General features: G+C 57.1%; 18 protein-coding genes and 1 pseudogene. 6 read left to right on the top strand and 13 right to left on the bottom strand.

The genetic code is table 11. From position 1 onward, the window contains the following. Window positions 1-3 precede the first annotated feature (3 nt). The gene (locus GSP01_RS10230; RefSeq protein WP_255320894.1) at window positions 4-1,026 is read right to left on the bottom strand and encodes a YeiH family protein; all 1,023 of its coding nucleotides are present in this window, start codon (window positions 1,024-1,026) and stop codon (window positions 4-6) included. Window positions 1,027-1,167: 141 nt separating this feature from the next. Between GSP01_RS10230 and GSP01_RS10225 the strand changes: the two genes are divergently transcribed. Continuing rightward, window positions 1,168-2,082, top strand: a complete 915-nt coding sequence (locus GSP01_RS10225) for a LysR substrate-binding domain-containing protein (protein ID WP_141353245.1) — start codon at window positions 1,168-1,170, stop codon at window positions 2,080-2,082. Between the two features lie 54 nt (window positions 2,083-2,136). Here GSP01_RS10225 and GSP01_RS10220 read toward each other — a convergent pair whose 3' ends face one another. Together GSP01_RS10220 and GSP01_RS10215 are read right to left on the bottom strand one after the other, a co-directional pair. Then, on the bottom strand, window positions 2,137-2,343 hold the full coding sequence (locus tag GSP01_RS10220; protein WP_062027513.1) for a cold-shock protein: 207 nt from the start codon (window positions 2,341-2,343) through the stop codon (window positions 2,137-2,139). 363 nt (window positions 2,344-2,706) lie between these two features. Then, a complete protein-coding gene (locus GSP01_RS10215) occupies window positions 2,707-2,985 on the bottom strand; it encodes an inorganic phosphate transporter (RefSeq protein WP_141353243.1) in 279 nt (92 codons plus the stop codon). Between the two features lie 76 nt (window positions 2,986-3,061). Here GSP01_RS10215 and GSP01_RS10210 point away from each other — a divergent pair. From GSP01_RS10210 to GSP01_RS10205, 3 genes and pseudogenes are all read left to right on the top strand, one after another. Further along, a pseudogene (locus GSP01_RS10210) lies at window positions 3,062-3,409 on the top strand (IS481 family transposase); the annotation flags it as partial. Window positions 3,410-3,600: 191 nt separating this feature from the next. Continuing rightward, window positions 3,601-3,768, top strand: coding sequence for a hypothetical protein (locus GSP01_RS14745; RefSeq protein ID WP_167495528.1), 168 nt, complete (start codon window positions 3,601-3,603; stop codon window positions 3,766-3,768). 223 nt (window positions 3,769-3,991) lie between these two features. Further along, entirely contained in the window at window positions 3,992-6,469 is a 2,478-nt protein-coding gene (locus tag GSP01_RS10205) for a phosphocholine-specific phospholipase C (RefSeq protein ID WP_141353241.1), read from the top strand. Window positions 6,470-6,481: 12 nt separating this feature from the next. Here GSP01_RS10205 and GSP01_RS10200 read toward each other — a convergent pair whose 3' ends face one another. The 10 genes from GSP01_RS10200 to GSP01_RS10155 form a co-directional block, all read right to left on the bottom strand. Further along, window positions 6,482-6,763: a hypothetical protein gene (locus GSP01_RS10200; RefSeq protein WP_141353239.1), complete on the bottom strand. Its 282-nt coding sequence runs from the start codon at window positions 6,761-6,763 to the stop codon at window positions 6,482-6,484. Next, window positions 6,760-8,223, bottom strand: a complete 1,464-nt coding sequence (locus GSP01_RS10195; RefSeq protein WP_141353237.1) for a PepSY-associated TM helix domain-containing protein — start codon at window positions 8,221-8,223, stop codon at window positions 6,760-6,762. Before GSP01_RS10195 ends, GSP01_RS10200 begins: the two co-directional genes overlap by 4 nt. Continuing rightward, window positions 8,220-8,522 carry a hypothetical protein gene (locus tag GSP01_RS10190; RefSeq protein ID WP_228123918.1) on the bottom strand — a complete coding sequence of 101 codons (303 nt, stop codon included), beginning with the start codon at window positions 8,520-8,522 and terminating at the stop codon, window positions 8,220-8,222. The genes GSP01_RS10195 and GSP01_RS10190 overlap by 4 nt, the downstream gene beginning before the upstream one ends. Continuing rightward, window positions 8,506-10,692 (bottom strand): TonB-dependent siderophore receptor, encoded by a 2,187-nt coding sequence (locus GSP01_RS10185; protein ID WP_141353233.1) that lies wholly within the window; start codon window positions 10,690-10,692, stop codon window positions 8,506-8,508. The genes GSP01_RS10190 and GSP01_RS10185 overlap by 17 nt, the downstream gene beginning before the upstream one ends. Before the next feature lie 185 nt (window positions 10,693-10,877). Further along, entirely contained in the window at window positions 10,878-11,651 is a 774-nt protein-coding gene (locus GSP01_RS10180) for an SDR family NAD(P)-dependent oxidoreductase (RefSeq protein ID WP_141353231.1), read from the bottom strand. A gap of 18 nt (window positions 11,652-11,669) precedes the next feature. Continuing rightward, on the bottom strand, window positions 11,670-12,773 hold the full coding sequence (locus GSP01_RS10175; protein ID WP_141353229.1) for an ABC transporter ATP-binding protein: 1,104 nt from the start codon (window positions 12,771-12,773) through the stop codon (window positions 11,670-11,672). 53 nt (window positions 12,774-12,826) lie between these two features. Next, entirely contained in the window at window positions 12,827-13,654 is an 828-nt protein-coding gene (locus GSP01_RS10170) for a carbohydrate ABC transporter permease (RefSeq protein WP_141353227.1), read from the bottom strand. Window position 13,655: 1 nt separating this feature from the next. Next, window positions 13,656-14,564, bottom strand: a complete 909-nt coding sequence (locus GSP01_RS10165; protein ID WP_141353225.1) for a carbohydrate ABC transporter permease — start codon at window positions 14,562-14,564, stop codon at window positions 13,656-13,658. A gap of 26 nt (window positions 14,565-14,590) precedes the next feature. Continuing rightward, window positions 14,591-15,919: an ABC transporter substrate-binding protein gene (locus tag GSP01_RS10160; RefSeq protein WP_141353223.1), complete on the bottom strand. Its 1,329-nt coding sequence runs from the start codon at window positions 15,917-15,919 to the stop codon at window positions 14,591-14,593. A 78-nt stretch (window positions 15,920-15,997) separates the two neighbouring features. Beyond that, on the bottom strand, window positions 15,998-17,641 hold the full coding sequence (locus GSP01_RS10155; protein WP_141353221.1) for an FGGY-family carbohydrate kinase: 1,644 nt from the start codon (window positions 17,639-17,641) through the stop codon (window positions 15,998-16,000). Between the two features lie 282 nt (window positions 17,642-17,923). Here GSP01_RS10155 and GSP01_RS10150 point away from each other — a divergent pair, with 282 nt between their 5' ends. After that, window positions 17,924-18,694: an SDR family oxidoreductase gene (locus GSP01_RS10150; RefSeq protein WP_141353219.1), complete on the top strand. Its 771-nt coding sequence runs from the start codon at window positions 17,924-17,926 to the stop codon at window positions 18,692-18,694. A gap of 130 nt (window positions 18,695-18,824) precedes the next feature. After that, window positions 18,825-20,168, top strand: a complete 1,344-nt coding sequence (locus GSP01_RS10145; RefSeq protein WP_141353217.1) for a GntT/GntP/DsdX family permease — start codon at window positions 18,825-18,827, stop codon at window positions 20,166-20,168. The last annotated feature ends 707 nt before the right edge of the window (window positions 20,169-20,875 follow it).

The following is a 20,875-nucleotide window of genomic DNA, read 5'->3' as shown; positions in this document are numbered from 1 at the left end:
GCCTCATGTGCAGTTCAGTATTCGGACCAGCAGGATGCTGGCACCCAGAAGACCGGCCAGGGACATCGCGACTGTCAGGACCAGCGGTCGTCCCGCCCGGAAGACGGAGCGGATATCGATCCCCAGACCCAGTGCGGCCATGGCCAAAATGGTCAGCAATGTGGCGGTCTGGTTGAGGGGAGCGATGCAGGCTTCGGGAATGACGCCAAGGGACCGGACGATGATCATCGCCATGAAGCCTGCGATATACCATGGGACGAGACGGAACAGTTTTTGAGCTTTGCCCGTTCTGGAAGGTTTCAGCGGCTGCATCCGGTCGTTTTTGCGATGAACCGTCAGTGACAGGACGGCGCAGACCGGACCTAGCATGAGAACGCGCATCAGCTTGACGAGCGTTCCGACATGCAGGGCGGTAGGCCCGAACGGCGCGGCTGCTGCCATGACCTGCGGAACCGCATAGACCGTCAACCCCGCGACGGCACCATTGGCGATCCCGGACATGTTCAGGAAGGGAAGCAGGACAGGCAGTCCCAGAACGACCGCCAGACCACCTGCTGTCGTGAAGGCGATTGTCGCGCCGACATCCTCATCTGAGGCCTGAATGGCAGGGGCTGCGGCCATGATTGCGGAATTGCCGCAGATGGAATCGCCACAGGCCACGAGCAGGGTCTGATTTCGAGATAGACCATTCATCCGTCCGGCCCAGTATGTGAAGATCATGCTGAAGATCACCATCCCCAGAACGGTGAGCAGGATTTCAGGTCCGGTAGACCAGACGGCCTGAAGGCTGAAAGTTGCGCCCAGAAGGACGATCGCAATGTTGAGGAGTGTTTTCGAGCAGAATCTGATCCCGCAAGTGAAGGTGTCTGCGGGTTTGTGGACGGACCGCAGGATGACGCCCAGGATGAGCGCGATATTCAGGGTCTCCAGAAAGGCTTTACCAGCCAGGATCCGTTCCATGTGCTCGAGACCAAAAGCCGCAAGTTCAATACCGATGCACAGGGCCGTTCCCGGAAAGCGGGACACGTGGCCTCCCGCAGGCGCTAGGGTCTTCACAATATGCTCTCCTTGATCGTGAAGATTTACGGAGAGAACAATCGATCAATCCAACGCATAAATTTCATGATTCCAATCAGAAAAATCGATTGATTGTGCTATCCATCGTGCATGACCCTAGATCAGCTCCGTCTCTTCATCGCTGTTGCCGAACGCGAACACGTCACTGTTGCGAGCCGGGCGATGAACGTTACCCAGTCTGCGGTCTCGGCAGCTATTGCAGCTCTGGAAGAGCGTTATGGGGTCAGGCTTTTTGATCGGGTGGGACGGGGCATCCGTCTGAGCGAGGCGGGACATCTGTTTCTGCCGGAGGCCCGTGCGGTCGTCGCGCAGGCGGTTGCGGCAGAAAACGTTCTGGATGAAATCAGCGGGTTGAAGCGCGGAACGCTTCGTGCTGTGGCCAGCCAGACCATCGCTGCTTACTGGATCCCTTCCATTCTGGTCGCGTTCCGCAAAAAATATCCGCAGATCACGGTCGAACTGGCCGTCAGCAATACCGAAGAAGCCGCCAAGAAAGTCCGGGAAGGCGAGGTTGAACTGGGGATCGTGGAAGCAATTATCGATGATCCAGCGCTCGCGCAGTGGCCGCTTGGAAAAGACCACCTGACCATTGTGCAGGCGGGCGCCAGGGTACCTGAACATGCTGACGGGAAATGGCTGCGCAAACAGGTCTGGGTGATGCGGGAGCCGGGATCGGGGACGCGGGCCACGCTGGAGCACTATCTCCGGTGTCTTGGGGTCGCGGCGGATGAGCTGAATGTCAGTCTGGTCCTGCCATCGAACGAGAGTGTACGCACCGCTGTCGAGGCAGGGGCGGGGGTTGCTGCGCTGTCATCGCTGGTGGTTGCTCCGGCGCTGCTTGCGGGAACGCTTCATGCGGCGTCAGAGGTGCCGGAGAGTCGTTTTTTCTATGGGTTGAGGCATAAGGAACGTTACAGAAGCCCCGCCGCCGATGCGTTTGTGGAGATGATCGATCTCGCGAAAAGGGGGTACGGGCCGCAGCCGAAAAGCCGGTGCCAGACATGAAAAAAGCCGCCCTTGCGGGCGGCTTCCTGCACATCGGAATGTACATCAAGGCAATTAGATTGCCTTGATGCTCACTGCCGACGTTTTGCCGTTGCGGCCTGCTTCGAGCTCGTAAGAGACATGCTGACCTTCGTTGAGGGTGTGCATTCCGGCGCGCTCGAGTTCAGAGATGTGAACGAACGCATCCTGACCACCGTTGTCAGGCTGGATGAAACCAAAGCCCTTGGTGGAGTTAAACCATTTTACGGTGCCTGTTGCCATAACGAGGCTCCTTTTTAACAATAGCAGTCGTGCACAAGATACGCACGAAATCATAACTCTTAAGGGGAACAAATGACGCAACATGCGCCGAAAACCCACTTAGGAGCACCTGCCGATATTAGGTAGACGTTAACTCGAGCGTGGATGCAAGAAAAAATTCTTCGACAGAGCATTATAATTGTAACCAGAATTCAATCTTTTTATTAAAAGAGCTATAAATTTTTCCAGAATTCAGAGCGGTAAGACAGTATGTTTGCAAGAAAGTTATGCCTTAACTTTTACGGGAAAGGAGAATTATCGTTTCGATATTGTAGGTAATTCTTTCTTTAAGAGATTTTTGGGCTTTAAAATCCCGCTTGAAGATTACCGATCGTGTGAAGCTAACGAGCGTTTTGTGGGCTGTCCTGGGATCCGCTCTGCGGGCATAATCGTCACGATGTTGTAGGCCACTGCGCCAGTGGAGAGTGCGACGCCGAAGCAGTTCCAGAAACCGGACCAAATGACGGCCATGAGTGGCGGCAGGCTGCGGGTATAGATGACGGTTGCAACAGTATTTTCTGTATCGTGGGAGCTGTTAACCAACTTAAAAGCCAGCACGATGAAGAAAAGCGCGACATACAGGGGCTTGTTTCCTCCACTCATGTCGGGGCGCGGGATCTGATTGTCTAGTCCCGTGGTTTGATGATTTGGTATTTTCACGAGAGTGGAAGGAAGCATTATGGGGCAGAGACGTCATGGGAGCGCCACGACCACACACGCCGTGCGAGCAGCAATACAGCGATCGCAGGCTTCGCTCGCGACGCTGAGCGAGGAGTTCGGGATCAACCCGAAAACAGTTGCAAAATGGCGAAAGCGTCAAACGGTTGAGGATCAGAAGACAGGTCCTAAAGAGCCGCGCTCAACGGTTCTCTCTGAGACGGACGAAGCGATGATCGTAACTTTTCGCCGGCATACGTTGCTGCCGCTGGATGACTGTCTTTATGCCCTGCAGGCCGGTATCCCCCATCTGACACGCTCCGCCCTGCATCGCTGCTTTCAGCGTCATGAGATCTCACGGCCGGCCGAAGGCCTGGTTGCCGCTCGAGCGGTCCACTCTGGCCATTATCGGGTATGAACTCATGACCGTTGTTCGTTCAGATAGGGATTCTGCGAAACTCAAACGGCTCAACCGCCATTCGGGATCTGAAATCATAAGCAGCAACTGAATGCGGGGAGTACCGTTCTATGTAATCTGACATTTTTCGAAAGACAGTCCGCATGCGTAAATCAATTTTGGTTCTGCTGGCTTTTTCGGTCTCCTGCGTGACCCTGACAGCGTGTGAGCATCACCGGACATTCGGAGAAAAGGTCCGTGATACAGTAGATCCGCCGAAAGGACCGGTCGAACGTGCAGGTCGTTCCGTCGATCGCGCACTGGGCAACTGAGGACTGCCGAGCATCGGTTTCCGTGTGTTTGGAGAAAATGATCAATGAACGGGCGTATGGTTTGCAAAGCGACCTGCGCCCGTTCATCGTTATTCGGTCAGGTTACGTTTTCATGAAGTTTCGGGATTGCGGGATGAATTCGGGGCAGGAGACGATTATTCATCCGGGGCTATTTCTCTAGTCTGTCGCATTACGCGGCTTCAGGTCCCAGGCAACGGTTGATATGTCCACTCGCAGAACCTTCCTTAAATATGCCCTGTTCGGTGGTGCCGCAGTCGCAACTGAAGGGCTTCCGGCCGCCATTCGTCGCGCTTATGCCATCGCGCCCGAGCCGGGTACGACATATTTGAATGCCGAGCATGTCGTTATCCTCATGCAGGAAAACCGCTCTTTTGATCATATGTTCGGAACGCTGGCTGGTGTTCGCGGCTTCAACGACAGGCGTGCAATCCGTCAGAAGAACGGCAGTTCCGTTTTTGTGCAGTCCGGCAAGAGCGGGGAAACTTATGCACCGTGGCGTCTGAACATTCACGACACGAAGGTCACGTGGATGGGCTCGATCCCGCATTCTCGGGACAGTCAGGTCGATGCCTGGAACGGGGGGCATCATGACCGGTGGATTGATGTCAAGCGACCTCACAAGAAGGAATACAGGCAGTATCCGCTGACGATGGGATATTACACCCGCGAGGATCTGCCGTTCTATTACGCTTTGGCCGATGCATTTACGGTCTGTGACCAGAACTATTGTGGCGTCATGTCCAGCACGACGCCCAACCGCCTCGTCTTCTGGACCGGAACCGTGCGGGACCAGCAGAATACCGCGTCAGCCGTTTATATGCGGAACCCGGAAATCCTCGAAGGTGGTATGACTTGGACGACCTTTCCGGAGCGGCTGGAGAAGGTCGGGGTGTCATGGAAATTCTACCAGAATGAACTGAGCCAGACGGGCGGCATGTCTCCGGCGGAGCGTTCCTGGCTGTCCAATTTCGGCTGTAACGTGTTGGAGTGTTTCGATAGCTTCAATGTCAGTTCCAATCCGGGCTTCGGGGAATGGATTGAAGAGCGGATCCGGGAATGTTCAGAGCATATCAATCGGCTTGAAAACCTTGAGATGCTGGTATCCGGAGAGCGGAGTGAGCAGCTTGTTGAGGCGAAGGCTTTGATGGAGGTTCTGAAAAAGCGTCAGAAATCTGCGAAGGGATTTGAAAAGCTGACGCCCGAGGAGCGTGCGCTTTTCACGAAGGCTTTCGTGGTCAACAATGCTGATCCCGATTACCGCAGCCTTGAGGAACTTGCCTTCGTGGGTGATCCGGATGCGAAGGGGATGAAGGCGCCGAAGGGAGATGTGCTGTACCAGTTCCGCAAGGATGTCCGGACAGGCCAGCTTCCGGCGGTTTCCTGGATGGCGGCACCGGAGCATTTCTCGGACCACCCGATATCGGCCTGGTACGGAGCCTGGTATGTGTCGGAAGTCATGAACATCCTGACCGAAAATCCCGAGGTCTGGAAGAAGACCATTTTTATTCTGACCTATGATGAAAATGATGGGTATTTCGATCACGGTTGTTCCTATGCGGCCCCTGATCCGGAGCGTCCGGAAACGGGCCGTTCTTCCGCTTCGATCGGGGCGGACGGTCTGGAATATACGACTGCTGAGGATGAGGTTCGCCGGGGCGTTCCCGAGCGGATCGCACGCAGCGGCCCGATCGGGCTCGGTTTCCGGGTGCCGATGGTTGTAGCGTCTCCGTGGAGCCGGGGTGGACTGGTTAATTCACAGCTCTTCGACCATAGCTCGACACTGCGGTTTCTGGAGCACTTTGTTGAGAAGAAGTTCGGCACGCCTGTCCGGGAAACAAATATTTCCCCGTGGCGTCGAGCCATCTGCGGCGATCTGACATCCTGTTTTCATCCTCATGACGAGGTTGCACCGTCCCTGAACTATCTGGACCGGAACACGCATCTGAAGGTTATCGAGGATGCACGAAACCGTCCGTTGCCGGGTGGTTTCCGCTCGCTGTCTGCGGATGAGATCGCCGTATTGAAAGATCAGCCGGATCTGTTGCGGCAAACCGTGCGTCAGGAAAGCGGAACACGTCCGGCCTGTGCGCTGCCTTATGAGCTTTACTGTGACGGCGGCATTGATGTGGAGCATGGGCAGGTGAGCCTGACGTTGGGAGCCGGGCAGAGTTTTCATGGGGAACGGGCGGCAGGTGCGCCATTCAATGTCTATGATTATCGCAATGACGGTCGCGATATGCAGGCTGGAACCTATGCCGTGGCAGCAGGAGACCGGATGGATGTGACGTTGCCGGGCGTGGATGGACTGTATGATGTCGCAGTTCATGCGCCTAACGGGTTCTATCGGGCTTACCGAGGGCATGCTGATCGGGTCGCGCTTCGTTCAGCCTGTCGTTATGATATTGGCGTCAAGGGACAAGGGCCAGGGATCGTCCTTACCATGACCAATGCTGGCAAGGTGCCGCTGACGGTTCAGTATCGTATCGGAGATGCTGGCCCCTTGCGGACTGTGGTCCTCAAAGCTCAAGGGTATCAGAAGATCCGGCTGGACCTGTCAGCCAGCCATCAGTGGTATGACGTGACGCTTACGTCTCCGGAAGATCCGGATTTCAGGCATGTTCTGGGCGGCCGTATGGAAACGGGGAAGATCACGCTTACCGATCCGGCGATGGCGGGGTGAGCACCTTCCGGATCATGGTCGGACGAGGCTTTCTCTGAAGGAGCAGGCGAGTGTCGCGATCATGATTTCGGGGCCGGCAAGCAGGATCCATTCAATCATGTTCAGGATAACGGTCCCGTCGCTGAGAGTCTGAAGCGCGAGGCTGAGGAGCAGAACCACAGCGGCGCATGATTTCAGGATGCGCCGCTGTGGTTCTGTCAGGCGGTCATGCCAGAAGATCCGGTTTCCGCGATGAGAGGCGGCGACGAACATCAGCATGGCGGACTGTCCACACAGAGCGGAAATCCAGTTCATGCCAGGAGCCCGGTTTTGCGTATCCTGTGATACGTCGCAAAAGCGAAAGATGCTGACAGGAGAAGGGCTGTCAGCCCGACGCCCGCGATGGTGCTGCCGTGCCACGGCAGGCTGAGCGCTGCGATCAGAAAGCATGCTGCGGCGTTGCTGCCCAGCAGCTCCGCCCATGTCCGCTCCGGGTTGCGGAATAGTGTGTAGGCCAGCGTGATCCCCCAGACGATGAATACGGTTATCACTTCATATCCGGCGCGGTGGGGCATCGTGGCTGATAGAAGGCGGTTGGCGATGAAAAAAGATGCAAAGGCGAGGGGTGTGCCCATCAGGACCCCCACATTCAGGCGGGCGACGATCCGGTGTCCTGAATGATGCGGGCGACGCAGGCGCTTGAGCGTCCATAGATGCATGCCGCTACCGATTACTGCTGCGAGCGCCAGTCCGGACAGGAAATAGAGCCAGCGTGTGATCCAGGGAGCAAAACGTGCGACATGCAGTCCGTACAGGAACGTATAGGCCCGGATGACAGGGCGTTTTTCGATATGTTCCCTGAGGATATGACCTGATGGACCATCGAAGGTGATGATCTGTGAGGACGTGCTAATGGTACGACTGTTGCCCGCGATTACAGTGACGAGCGACGCCTGATCGGCCGGGTTGAAAACGTAAATCTGTTCCAGACCTGTGCCACCGAAACGCCTGTCAGCCTCCTGCAGCATGGGCAGGATCGGCGCGAGATGGCCGGCACGGCCGCTTGCAGGTCGGGAATAGAGTGCGGGATTGAGTTCCATGTAGGAGGCGGTGACATCGCTCCGGTAGAGGGCCTGCGTGCTCCACGGAAGGAGCAGTGTTCCGAGGGTGACGGCGCCTGTGGAGGAGATCATCAGATGGAAAGGCAGTGCCGCGACACCCATCAGGTTGTGCATGTCCAGCCAGCTTCTCTGCCCGCGTGAGGGACGGAAGGTAAAGAAGTCCGCAAAAATGCGGCGATGGATGATAATGCCGGTGACCAGTCCGACGACGAGGGCCAATGCAGCAAGAGCTGCAACCAGCCGTCCCCAAGGATAGGGAAGCTGAAGTTCGAAATGGAAGCGGTAGAAGAACTCACCGCCCAGCGTGTCCCGGATGCCATCGGGGCTGCCTGTTGCGGGATCAAGGGCGCGCTGGATGTAGTCGCCTTTTGTGTCCGGCCACAGGGCTGTTGCAAAGGAGCAGAGATCGGTGGCGCTGCCGACATACCAGGCGCTGGCGGTGGATGCGTTGTGGCTTAGCCAGTCCAGAGCATGGGCGTCTGTCACGAGGGGATCGGACGCAGGCCCGGAAATTTCAGGTCGGGCCCAGAGGCTGATTTCCTGCCGGAAGACGCTCAGGGCACCGGACAAGGCGATGGCGAACAGTACCCAGCCCGTGACGAGACCTAGTGTCGTGTGCACTACGGCCATGGAGGCACGGAACGTTCCTTTCATGGGCGCCAGCCGCCGAGAAGGGCCAGAGCGCTCAGAAGGCAGGTCGCAGGGATCAGAAGGGTCAGTAGCCGTTCGATACGGGCGATTGCGACGGATGCCATGAAAATGACGGGCCAGAGGATTAGGCCGACAAAGATCCCGGCCATGGCGTTGTCTGCTCGGGACAGGGGAAGCCAAAATGCAAGGCAGATACCGCCTAGCGCGGACAGGGCGTAACCGAACGGCAACGCTACGACAAGGCGCAGGGCGATGTCGTAGCGTCGGGGGCTTCCGGGTTGTGGTTTACCAGTTGAAGCCAATATTGGCCTGCGCGTTGCGGCGCTCTCCGTAATAGCAGAATTCCTGACCGTAAGAGGCGTAACTCAGGCAGTTGGCGATGAAATTCTTGTCAAAGAGGTTGCGGACGCTCGCGCCTACATTCCAGCCATGCAGACTATGGGAAAGATTGGACAGGTCGTAGCGTATCGACGCATCGAATACGGCATATTGCGGCACCCAGACACTCCCGTAAGACGCTTCACCACCATAGGATTTATTGGAATAGCGCATGCCGCCGCCGAAGCCGAGGCCCTTCGCGGGACCGGACGGCATCGTATAGAAGGCGAACAGTGAGGCATTGCCCTTGCCTGACTGGATGAGCGGCTTGCCGGTTGAGTCGTCGTGTACTTTCTGGATGCTGACGGCGGCTGTCAGCACAAGATTGTGGAACGGCTCTGCATGGGCCTCGAACTCGAAGCCGTCCGAATGGACCAGCCCGCTTTCGGCGCTGTAGCCAGTATTGCCGACAGCAACGAGCACGTTGGTCTGTTCGATATGAAAGCCCGCAGCCGTCAGAAGCAGGGATGTGCCCGGAAGCTGGTATTTCAGGCCGCCTTCAAGCTGCTTGCCAAGCGACGGATTGGCCTGACGCACGGTCTTTCCGCCATCGGTCGAGACGCTGCCGGACTGTGGCTGGAAAGAGGTGGAGTAGCTGATATAGGGAGCTAGGCCGAAATCGAAATGATACAGACCTGAGGCACGCCAGGTAATTTGGCTCGGGCTCTGGTTGGTCGTCGTATTGTACATGTTGTCGACTTGATGGGAGCGGTACCAGTCATTACGGATACTGCCTGTCAGGATCAGGTGACGCCAGTGGATTTCGTCCTGTCCGTAGATGCCGGCCTGATGGGAGTCGGTGTTGTAGTTCACCCAGGGAGATGGGGTGGGAATGACCATCTGGGAATTCGGATGAAAGACGTTCAGGCTGGGAGCTGAGCCGTAGTATCCGACTTCCGAGGCGCTCTGCTGCATATAGTCGAAACCGAACATCATAGTGTGACGCAGCGGTCCAGTGCGGACTTTGCCCTTGAACTGGCTGTCAAATGCCAGGTTGTGTGTGTGTTCGTTGGTGGCGATGGCCGAACGGGCCAATGTGTCATCTGAAACGTAATAGCCGCTGTCATAGACGCTGCGATACTGGGTCTTGATGTCATCGTAACGACCGCGCGTGCTGAAGCTCCAGTCGCTGTTGAAGCGATGATTGAAGATATAGGTGACGGAGCCATGACGACGGTTGTATTTTTCGAACGATGAGTCGCCGTCGTAGAAATTGCGTGGCAGATAGCCGAACGAGGCCGGTTTAAGCGACCCGACGAGCGGGACACCGCCATAAGTGCCGTTTTCCGGATCATACTGGTAATTTCCCAGGATCGTCAGCGTCGTGGGGCCGTCGCCACCAAACGTGAAAGACGGGCTGATGGAGAAGCGCCGACTTCCGGTACGCGCGAGCTGGCTATGCTGGCCGTTGATGGTACCATTGAGGCGATATCGGACGAAGCCGTTATCCGTCACATAGCCGCCAACATCGGCATCCACACGGTACAGGTCGAACATACCACCGGTCGCATTGACGCTCCCGTAAGAGCGCTGATCCGTGGCGAGCTTGCTGGACAGTGCGACGAGGCCGCCGGGGCTGGACTGGCCGTAAAGGGCTGATGCTGGGCCCTTGAGGATTTCGATGCGGTCCAGACGGGAGGTGTCAGTCTGGGCCACGGCATAGCCGGTCGGGCTGTCCTGAAGCTTCAGGCCGTCGAGGAATGTGGGAACGGTAAATCCGCGCAGGGCGAACTGGTCATAACGTGTTCCCACACCGCCTCCACGAAGATCGGCAGTAATGCCTGCGGTATAGCGCACAGCCTGATTGAGGTTCAGGACGTTGCGGATATCCATTTCGTTGCGCGTGATGACCGTGACCGACTGGGCGGTTGCGATCAGAGGCGTGTCCGACTTGGTCGCGGAGGAAGCGAGGGTCGAGGCCCTGCGTGCGTGGACTTCAAGTTTTTCAACCGTTTTGGTCTGTGGTCCGGCTGTGCTGATTTTTTTCGTCCCCGAGCGTGGCGGTTCAGGAAGGACATTCTGGTCGGCTGCGAAGACTTCTCCACTCATGACGAGGGAGAGGGGTATCGCGTAAAGAATCCTGTTGCGGTGCATACCCGACCTCAATGACTGTACGTGCTGACACGTGATCAGAGGTTGGTATCGATATTGCGAATTAGTTGCAAGTAGAGTTGGAGGAAAATGAAACTTTAAAAGACTTTCTCACTAAGCGACTGATTGTTACACTCTTTTTCTGTGAAGATATCCGGGCGCAAAGACAGCGCCCGGACTGTCCTAGCTTACCAGACCGTGAAGCCTGCATCCACATTCACGATGGCGCCGGTCATCAGGCTGGCCGCGTCAGACGCAAGAAACTGTACGACGGAAGCGACTTCGTCTGGTTGGCCCACACGGCCCATCGGGGTTCCGGCGATCCAGGCGTCGTAGAGTTCAGGCTTTTCCATACCGAAGCGGGTGAGCGTCGTTTCGATATAGGTGGGAGCAACGGCGTTGGCGCGGATGCCATGAGGAGCCCATTCTGCTGCCAACGAACGGATATACTGGTGAACACCTGCCTTTGACGCATTATAGGCAGCCTGTTGCTGGGGGCGGTTTACGATCAGGCCGGACATGGAGCCGATCGCGACGATGACGCCCTTTTTCTGCTCAAGCATGATGCGTCCTGCGGCCTGGCAGGAGCGGAACATCCCGTTCAGGTTGATATCCACTTGCTTGAGCCACTGGCCATCCGTCATGTCCTCAGCCTTGACTTCGGAAATACAGATGCCGGCGCAGGCGACCAGGATATCCAGGCGGCCTTCCTGCTCATGAACGCTGCGGACGGCGTTCTGCACACTGTCCGTCTTCGTGACGTCCATGACGACGCTGCTGACATCATGGCCTTCCATGCGTAAGTCTTCCACGGCTTCTTTTGCCATGGTTTCGTCGAGATCGGCGATGATGACGCGCGCGCCAGCCTCGGCTAGTGCGGTGACGCAGGCCAGGCCGATGTTCTGTGCACCACCGGTGACGATGGCGACGCGGTTATCGAGACGGAGTTTCTCCATGTACATGATGTGTGGTTCCTAAAATCAGGCAGCGAGTGGGTGGCGGTGGCAGGCTTCGAAGGCCAAACCGTCAGGGGCAAAAAGGTGACAGTTGCGCGGGGGCAGGGTCAGGCTGATAGGGCTATTTACATCCGTGAGAACGGCACCATCCGTCTGGACGACGATGATTTCCCCGTCTGGCATGCGGACATGAACAAGCGTGATGGCGCCGAGGCGCTCGATGACTTCCACAACGCCGCTGTTGGGGCCTGAAGATGCCAGTTCGACGTGTTCGGGGCGGATGCCGACCGTCACTTTGGTTCCGGGCAGAAGGCCCGGGGATGTGACGGGGACGTAGAGGGTCGATCCATCCCGGAGTTGCACGCTCGATCCGGCGGCGTCTCCGCCCTGGAAAATGGCCGAGAAGAAGTTCATGGGCGGGGAGCCGATGAAGCGGGCCACGAACAGGTTACGCGGGTGATGGTACAGTTCGAGCGGGGAGCCGATCTGTTCGACCACGCCTTTCTGCAGGACGACGATCTTGTCGGCCATGGTCATGGCTTCGACCTGGTCGTGCGTCACATAGATCGTGGTGGCGCCGAGTTTGCGGTGCAAGGCTGAGAGTTCCACGCGCATCTGGCCGCGCAGGGCGGCATCGAGGTTGGAGAGCGGTTCGTCGAACAGGAACACTTTCGGATTGCGCACAATGGCGCGCCCGATGGCGACACGCTGACGCTGACCGCCGGAAAGCTGTCCGGGCTTGTGGTTCAGATAGGGTTCGAGCTGGAGCGTGCGGGCGACATTCTCGATTTTTGCGCGCCGTTCCGCTTCCGGCATGCCGGACAGCTTCAGGCCGAATTCCATGTTTTTGTAAACGTTCATGTGCGGGTAGAGCGCATAGGACTGAAAGACCATAGCCAGACCGCGCTTGCCGGGTTCCACGTCGTTCACGCGCTGCCCGTCAATGAGCAGATCGCCGGAGGTGATATCTTCCAGCCCTGCGATCATGCGCAGGAGCGTGGACTTTCCGCAGCCCGACGGGCCGACAAAGACCACGAATTCGTGCTCTTCGATCGACAGGGAAATGCCCTTGATGATTTCTTCCGTAAGATACGTCTTACGGAGATTTTTGAGTTCGACAGTCGCCATGGGTCAGGCTCCGTTCGTGTAGAAAGAGTGAAGGGAGTGAGCCGGGATCAGAGTCATTTGACGGCTCCGAAGGTCAGGCCGCGGACGAGCTGTTTCTGGCTGATCCAGCCGAAAACGAGGATCGGGGCGACGGCAAGGGTGGAGGCGGCGGACAGTTTTCCGAAGAACAGGCCTTCTGGCGACGAGAACGACGCGATGAAGGCTGTCAGCGGGGCCGCGTGCGAGGACGTCAGGTTCAGGGACCAGAATGCCTCGTTCCAGCACAGGATAAGCGACAGCAGGGCTGTAGACGCGATGCCGGGCAGGGCAAGCGGCAGGAGCACCATCGTCATTTCCTGCCAGCGTGTGGCGCCGTCCATCCGGCCGGCTTCCAGGATGGGGGCCGGGACTTCGCGGAAGAACGTGTAGAGCATCCACACGATGATCGGCAGGTTCGTGAGCATGTCCACGATTGCAAGGCCCGTGCAGGTGTCGAGCAGATGCGTGTTGCGGGCCAGAATGTAGATCGGCACCAGAACGCCCACGGGGGGTAGCATCCGGGTCGAGAGCATCCAGAGCAAAGTCCCGCGGGTGCGCTTTGAAGGCATGAACGCCATCGAATAGGCAGCGGGAACAGCCAGTGCGATGGCGATGGCTGTCGCTGCGACCGAGACGGTCACGGTATTCAGCGCGAAGTGCCAGTAATTGGCGCGTTCGAACACCTCGGCATAGCTGCTCAGTGTGGGCATGAAGAACAGCTTCGGCGGCGTAGAGATGGCCTGCACTTCGCTTTTAAAGCTTGTGAGGATCATCCAGAAAATCGGGAAGAACAGCCAGAGCGCTATTCCCCATCCAAGAATGGTTACGCCAATGCGGGTGCTGGTTTTTGCCTTGAGCGCCATGTTAGGCCTCCAGATTGCGGGCTACGGCGCGCACCAGAAAAATTGCGACGATATTGGCGATGACGATTGCGACCACGCCACCCGCTGAAGCACCGCCCACGTCGAACTGAAGCAGGGCGCGGGAATAGATCAGGTAGGCGAGATTGGTAGAGGCCACGCCGGGTCCGCCCGCCGTAGTGACGGAGATTTCGGCAAAGATCGTCAGCAGGTAGATCGTCTCGATCATGACCACGACGCTGATGGCGCGGCCCAGATGCGGCAGAATGATGTAGCGGAAACGCGCGATCGGCCCCGCGCCATCCATGCGGGCGGCTTCACGCTGCTCGCCGTCCAGAGACTGCACGGCCGTCAGCAGGATGAGAACAGCGAAGGGCAGCCATTCCCAGGCGACGATCATCATGACGGTCATGAGCGGAAACCGCGCCAGCCAGTCGATCGGCGTCAGGCCCACAGCCCGCATCATGGCGGAATAGACGCCATAGATCGGGTGCAGCATCAGGTTCTTCCACAACAGCGCGGAAACCGTCGGCATGATGAAGAATGGCGAAATGACCATGATGCGGGCGATGCCGCGTCCGAAGAATTCCTGATCGTACAAAACAGCCAGCAGTGTTGCACCACCAATGCTGATCACCAGAACGCCCGCGACGAGCACGAGTGTGTTCAGCAAAGCGTGCAGGAAATCGGGGTCGGTCAGTAGGTACCAGTAATTGTCGATCCCCGCGAAGCCGTGCAGCGTGGGATCGACGAGGTTATAGTTCTGTAGCGAGTACCACAGCGTCATGATGAGGGGGACGATCGACCAGACCAGAAGAATCAGGACGGACGGAGAGAGGAGCAGGAAGCCTGTTCTCTTCGTGGTCCGGGCTGTCGCCCCTGCGGGCGGGCTGTGTTCGAGAACGGCCTGCATGGTATCTTGACCTTGATCTGGTGGCGTTATCGCGCGCGGCCGGACTGGCGGAGCGCGCGGGTGACCGAAGCCTGAGCGGATGTCAGCGCGTGATCGACCGTCATCTGGTCGGACAGGGTTGCTGCAACCGTCTGGCCGACCTGAGTGCCGATGGACTGGAATTCCGGGATCGCGACGAACTGGGCGCCTGTGTAGGGGCGGGGCTGTGCGGTCGGACCATTGGGATCAGCGGTCTTGATGGCGTTCAGGACGAAAGAGGCGAAAGGGGCGGCCTTAAGATATTCGGGCGCTGCATAGGTCGAGGCGCGTGTTCCCGGAGGGGCTAAGACCCAGCCCTTCCGAGCGGCGACCAGCTTCACATAATCCTTGGATGTGGCCCATGTGATGAAGGTCTGGGCATCGGCGCTCTGATGGGAACTGACGGGCACGGCGAGGCTCCAGCTCCACAGCCAGGTCGGTCCTTTGCCGTAGGGGCCTTTGGGAGCGGGAGCAAAGCCGACCTTGTCCGCAACCTGTGACTGTTTGGGGTCAAACAGCAGGCCGCCTGCGACCGTGGAGTCAATCCAGATCCCGCAATGACCGCTGGCGAACAGAGCCAGGTTTTCGTTGAAGCCATTGGACGTCGCACCCGGAGGACCATCCGCCTTGAGGGCGGAGACGTACCAGTTCAGAGTTGCTTTCCAGGCGTCGGATGTCAGGGTTGGCTTCCATGACACATCGAACCACTGCGCCCCGAATGTGTTGGCGAGCGAGGAAATATACGCCATGTTTTCGCCCCAGCCGGGCTTGCCGCGCAGACAGATGCCATAGATCTGATTGGGCTTGTCCGTGATCTTGTCTGCGAACTGGCGAACCTGATCATAAGTCGGCTGTTCGGGCATTGTCAGCCCAGCTTTCTGGAACAGGTCCTTGCGGTAATAGGTCATGACGCTTTCGGCGTAGAACGGCAGGGCATAGAGCTTGTCGTTTGCCGTCAGGCTGTCGCGGACCGAGGGCAGAATGTCGTTTACGTCATAGGTGGCGTCCGGCTTGATTTCGGTGAGCCAACCCTGTTTGGCCCAGATCGGCACTTCGTAATTGCCGATGGTGACGACATCGAACTGGCCGGTTTTCATGGCGATGTCGGTCGTGACGCGCTGACGCAGGACGTTTTCTTCAAGCGTGACCCAGTTCAGGTGAATGTCGGGATGGGCTTTTTCGAATTCCGTCGAAAGCTGCCGCATAACGATCATGTCGCCATTGTTGACGGTGGCGATCGTCAGGGTTCCGGCGGCTTCAGCACTGGAGAGGGCGGAGCCCGTGAGTAGAAGCGCGAGAGTGCAGATGGCTGTGCGTGTGTCTTTGAGACGGAACATGGAAATCGGCCTCTGGAAAGGGATGATACTGTGTTTCGGCAGGGCAGGAATGGCAGAACGGGTCGTACGGCTGTGCCGTCAGGCGGTGTTCTTTTCCAGAATGTCATGCATCTGCTGACGCCAGATGAGCTGTTGCGAGAGCATGTCGTGCGTAATGCTGCACTTGGCGGCGTGATACGCAGCGAGGCGCGGGTCGGGGACGATCTCGTCTCCTGCATGGCTCATCTGTGCCATGGCCTGTCGTAGATCGGTGTATGTTCCGCTCGCGACCGCCCCTAGGATGGCGGCGCCTAGCAGGACGGAGTCCGGCTCCGCGGGGAGCAGGATACGGCAACCGGTAGCGTTGGCATGTTCGCGCAGAAAGACCGGATTTTTGGTGCTGCCGCCGGTCGCGAGAATGGTGTCGATCCGGTAGCCCTGCGCGTTAAGAGCCTCGATAATGTCTTTCGTGCCGTAAGCGAGGCCTTGCAAGGTGGCGAGGTATAGCCGTGCCAGATCGTCGACCGTATCAGACAATTGTAGGCCACTGATCATGCCGGTCAGGTCAGGATCGGCATGGGGAGAGCGGTTTCCGTGGAAGTCTGGCAACACGTGCAGGGCGGCGGTGATCGTTCCCGGCAGGCTTTGGCGTTCCAGAGCTTCGATCCGTGCGTTAAGCAGGGCGTAGACGCTGGTTCCTGTGTCTTTAGCTTCCTGCTTGAGCACAGAGCCAAAGGTATGGCTGGAAATGACGAAGTCGATCAGCGCGCCCGTAGCGGACTGTCCTGCTTCATTCAGCCACATCTTAGGGACCATGGCGTTCCAGTAGGGGCCCCAGACCCCAGGCACGAAGAGCGCATCTTTCGATACGGCCATATGACAGCTCGATGTTCCGCAGATTAGCGATATTGAGCGCTCAAGTTGAGCGTCCGAGAGGGAATCTTCGGTGTTTAACCCGAACAGACCGATGCCTCCGGCATGGGCGTCAATGGCGGAAACGCCAACAGGGATACCGGCTGACAGTCCCATTTCCGCCGCCGCTTTAGCGTTCAAGTTTCCATCAACAAGAGCGCCGAGGGGGCGAATATCGTTCCCGATGCGCCTGAAGCTCTCGCGTGTGAGGTCTTCAAGTCCAATGGACTGAAAATATCCTTCGTCCCAGCGGTTTTCATGGGCGAGATAAGTCCATTTACAGGCTGTCGAACAGGCCGATCGTGACAGCGAACCGGTGGCGCGCCATGTCAAGAAATCGGGAAGATCGAAAAAATGAGCCGCCTGCTCATAGATTTGTGGAAGATGGCGCTTCAGCCAGAGCAGTTTTGGCGTTTCCATTTCGGGGGAAATCGTACCGCCAACATAACGTAGCACCTCCTGGCCGCTGCCGTTGATTTCGCGCGTTTCTTCAATGGCGCGGTGGTCCGCCCAGAGAATGATATCCTGTCCCGGTGCGCCGCCGGGATCTATTGAGAGACCCTGACCATTGCCGCCAACGACGACCAGAGAACAGGTTGCATCGAAGCCTATGCCAATGACTTGTCCGGGTTCATCAAGCATTTCCAGAGCACTGCGGGTCGCTTCGCAGACGGCGGTCCAGATATCCTGTGAGGATTGCTGGGCGTAACCGGGACGCGGGGCCCATGTCTGGATTGGCCGGACGGATGAGGCTTTCTTAAGTCCTTCAAGCGTGAAGAGACCCGCCCGGGCACTGCCTGTTCCAACATCAATTCCCAGAACCAGATCCATAGAATCACACCCAGATATTGAAAAGCACAGACGGGACACAAGAAGAGACATGCCCGTCGTCTGCCTAACGTTTGTCTGTGACAGAATATCACACTTAAAAATCACAAATTATCGTTATATATGTTACATATAACCTTTATGCTGTCCAGAAGAGGGTGGGGAATTTTTCTGACAAAAGTTCATTGCCCGTCTGAGAGCACGCGATGCGCACGCGGACTTGTGGATCCATGACGGGTTCAGGCTGCTAGGAAGAATAGAACCGTGACTTTAAGGCTGACAGATATGTCCCATCCCGATCTTTTTTCTCTCTCCGGTGCGCGCGCCCTTGTGACGGGGGCGTCACGGGGCATTGGTCTGACGCTGGCAAAAGGGCTTGCGCATTACGGGGCCGAGGTTGTCTTGAATGGCCGAAATACTGAGAGTCTCGACTCTGCCCAGTCCGGGTTCGAGGCGGAAGGATTGAGAGCCAGAACGGCTGTTTTCGATGTGACGGATCAGGATGCGGTGATTGATGGCGTGGCAGCGATCGAGCGTGACATGGGAGCGATCGATATCCTGATCAATAACGCCGGGATACAGCGCCGTGCGCCTCTGGAGGAATTTCAGCGTAAGGACTGGGATGATCTGATTTCAACTAATGTTAATGCAGTTTTCTTTGTCGGCCAGGCGGTGGCACGACATATGATTCCGCGCGGACAGGGCAAGATCGTCAATATTTGTTCCGTCCAGAGTGAACTCGCCCGCCCAGGAATTGCGCCCTATACGGCGACTAAGGGAGCGGTCAAAAACCTGACAAAAGGCATGGCGACGGACTGGGGCAGACACGGACTTCAGATCAACGGACTGGCGCCGGGATATTTTGCGACGGAAATGACCGAAAGGCTCGTGGCGGACGAAGAATTCACGGACTGGCTGTGCAAACGGACGCCGGCAGGACGATGGGGACAGGTCGAGGAACTGGTCGGGGCAGCAGTATTTCTGTCTTCCAGGGCTTCAAGCTTCGTTAACGGACAGGTGCTGATGGTTGATGGCGGGATAACTGTATCACTGTAGTCTTTCTACGGATGACTCCGTTTCAATTTATCAGAACTGTGTTAGGGGCATTGTCTGTCCGGTTTGTGCTGGAATGGTTTTCGATAAGATGGCTTCTTGTATTAGGATGCCACAGGAAAGTTGACATTTGATGAACTCCATCTTTGCCATCTCGCTTGCGACCGCGGCTATTGTGTCGGTTATCATTCTGATCGCCCGGTTCCGGATCAATCCGTTCATCGTCCTTTTTTCCGTCTCGATTCTGCTGGCCCTCGTTGCAGGTATGCCGGCTGACAGGGTTGTGGGGTCGTTCGAGGCGGGGGCAGGGCACGTGCTGGGGCATGTCGGAACCGTTATCGCGCTTGGCACCATGCTTGGGAAAATGCTGGCGGAGTCCGGTGGCGCCGATCGTATTGTCCTGACGATCTCGACCCTTTCGGGCCGTCGGCATGTTGACTGGGCCATGATGCTGATCGGCCTTTTGGTCGGGCTTCCCGTATTTTTCGAAGTCGGCTTTGTGCTTCTGATTCCGCTGGCGTTTGTTTTGGCAGATCGGACGCAGACGCCTTTACTACGTGTCGCGCTTCCCATGGGGGCAGCGCTGTCCATCACGCATGCCCTTATCCCTCCGCATCCGGCTGCGCTTCTGGCACTGAGCGCCTATCATGCCGATATTGGGAAAACCATTCTGCTTGGTATTGCGATTGGAACGCCGATTGCGGTGATTGCCGGGCCAGTCTTCGGGCGGTTCGCTTCAGCAAGAGTGATTCCCGAAGGGGTCAATCCGCTGGCCAAGCAATTTGTGAACAGTAAGCCGCCAGGAAATCTCCCAGGCTTTGGCATCACGGTCTTCACAGTGCTCTCTCCAGTTATCCTGATGCTGGCCGGTTCGATGGCAGACCGGGTTGCTGCGCCTCATACGACCTTCAATAATATTCTACATTTTGTTGGTAATACGGATATCGCGCTTCTGCTGGCGACGGTTCTGTCGTTTTATGTTTTGGGTCACGCACGGGGTTTTTCGCGAGAGACCGTTCTGCGATTTACGAATGAGTGTCTGGGGCCGACCGCCCTGATCATGCTTCTCGTAGGGGCGGGGGGAGGTTTCGGGCATGTTCTCGTTGATAGCGGAGTTTCACGATCCATCACGGATACGGCACTTGGCGCTCACGTCCCTCTGCTGGTTTTGGCCTGGATGCTCGCTGCGATTGTGCGTGTTGCCTGTGGTTCTTCAACCGTTGCGATGGCAACAGCATCAGGGATCGTCGCCCCCATTCTTGCGCGCTCAACAGGTGTGTCGGCCGAGTTAATGGTTCTGGTAACGGGAGCAGGCTCGGTTGCTTTTGGCCCAATGAACGACGCAGGTTTCTGGCAGCTAAAGGAATATCTAGGCCTGACGGTTCCGCAGACCCTCAAGACGTGGTCGGTTCTCGAAACATTAATTGCAGTCTGCGGCCTCGTGTTTTGCATGATTGCTTCGATATTTGTTCATTAAGCTTCTCCATCGATCCGAGTGGTGGGCGTAACAGGGATCGAACCTGTGACTCCTGCCATGTCAAAGGGGTGTAAAAATAAGAGTTTTCTGCTGAGTATAGATAGTGAAGTGGACTAAATCCACGCAAGTTGCACATCACGCTCGTTGGTCGCCCAGCTTTAAACACCAAGCAGACAATCTGTAAGGATCTCTTACAGGTTTAATCGTTAAAGGATCCTGGATAGTTCAGCGGTCAAGAAATCCTGGATGACTGAACCATTGGGAAATTCCCAAGAGTTGCGAGACACTTCTCTCTCATTCCACGCAGTGTCAATCATATGCCTGAGAGTAGTGGCATGAGAATGATGGATCCGGCGATCAGTTCTTTGAGCACGCCGGCACCTGATTGCGCAGTCCGATAAATTTTCTATCCCGTAGATAGTTTGCGGTTGAGGATACGCACTGATTTCTTCCGCGAGAGTCTGTTGCTCAGGGGGCGAGTACGCCATGAGGGGTGGGCAGAGCGCATAGCGGACTGACCTTGAGCCGATGAGAGCAAAGGTCAGGAAGATCCACCTCATGCCGATCTCTCCATCAAGCCGCGCCAGAATGGCATCTTCAGTTGTAGGTTTTTCTGCCTCGGCCACGGGCCATGGCCTTCGTCTATTGTGTCACCACATTCACACTCGCGGTTCCAGCCTAGGATCAGGCCCCATTGATTTGATTGT

Source organism: Gluconobacter sphaericus NBRC 12467 (assembly GCF_006539125.1).
Lineage (GTDB): Bacteria > Pseudomonadota > Alphaproteobacteria > Acetobacterales > Acetobacteraceae > Gluconobacter > Gluconobacter sphaericus.
The sequence above is the reverse complement of the archived record's forward strand: the minus strand, read 5'-3'. Positions and strand labels throughout refer to the sequence as shown.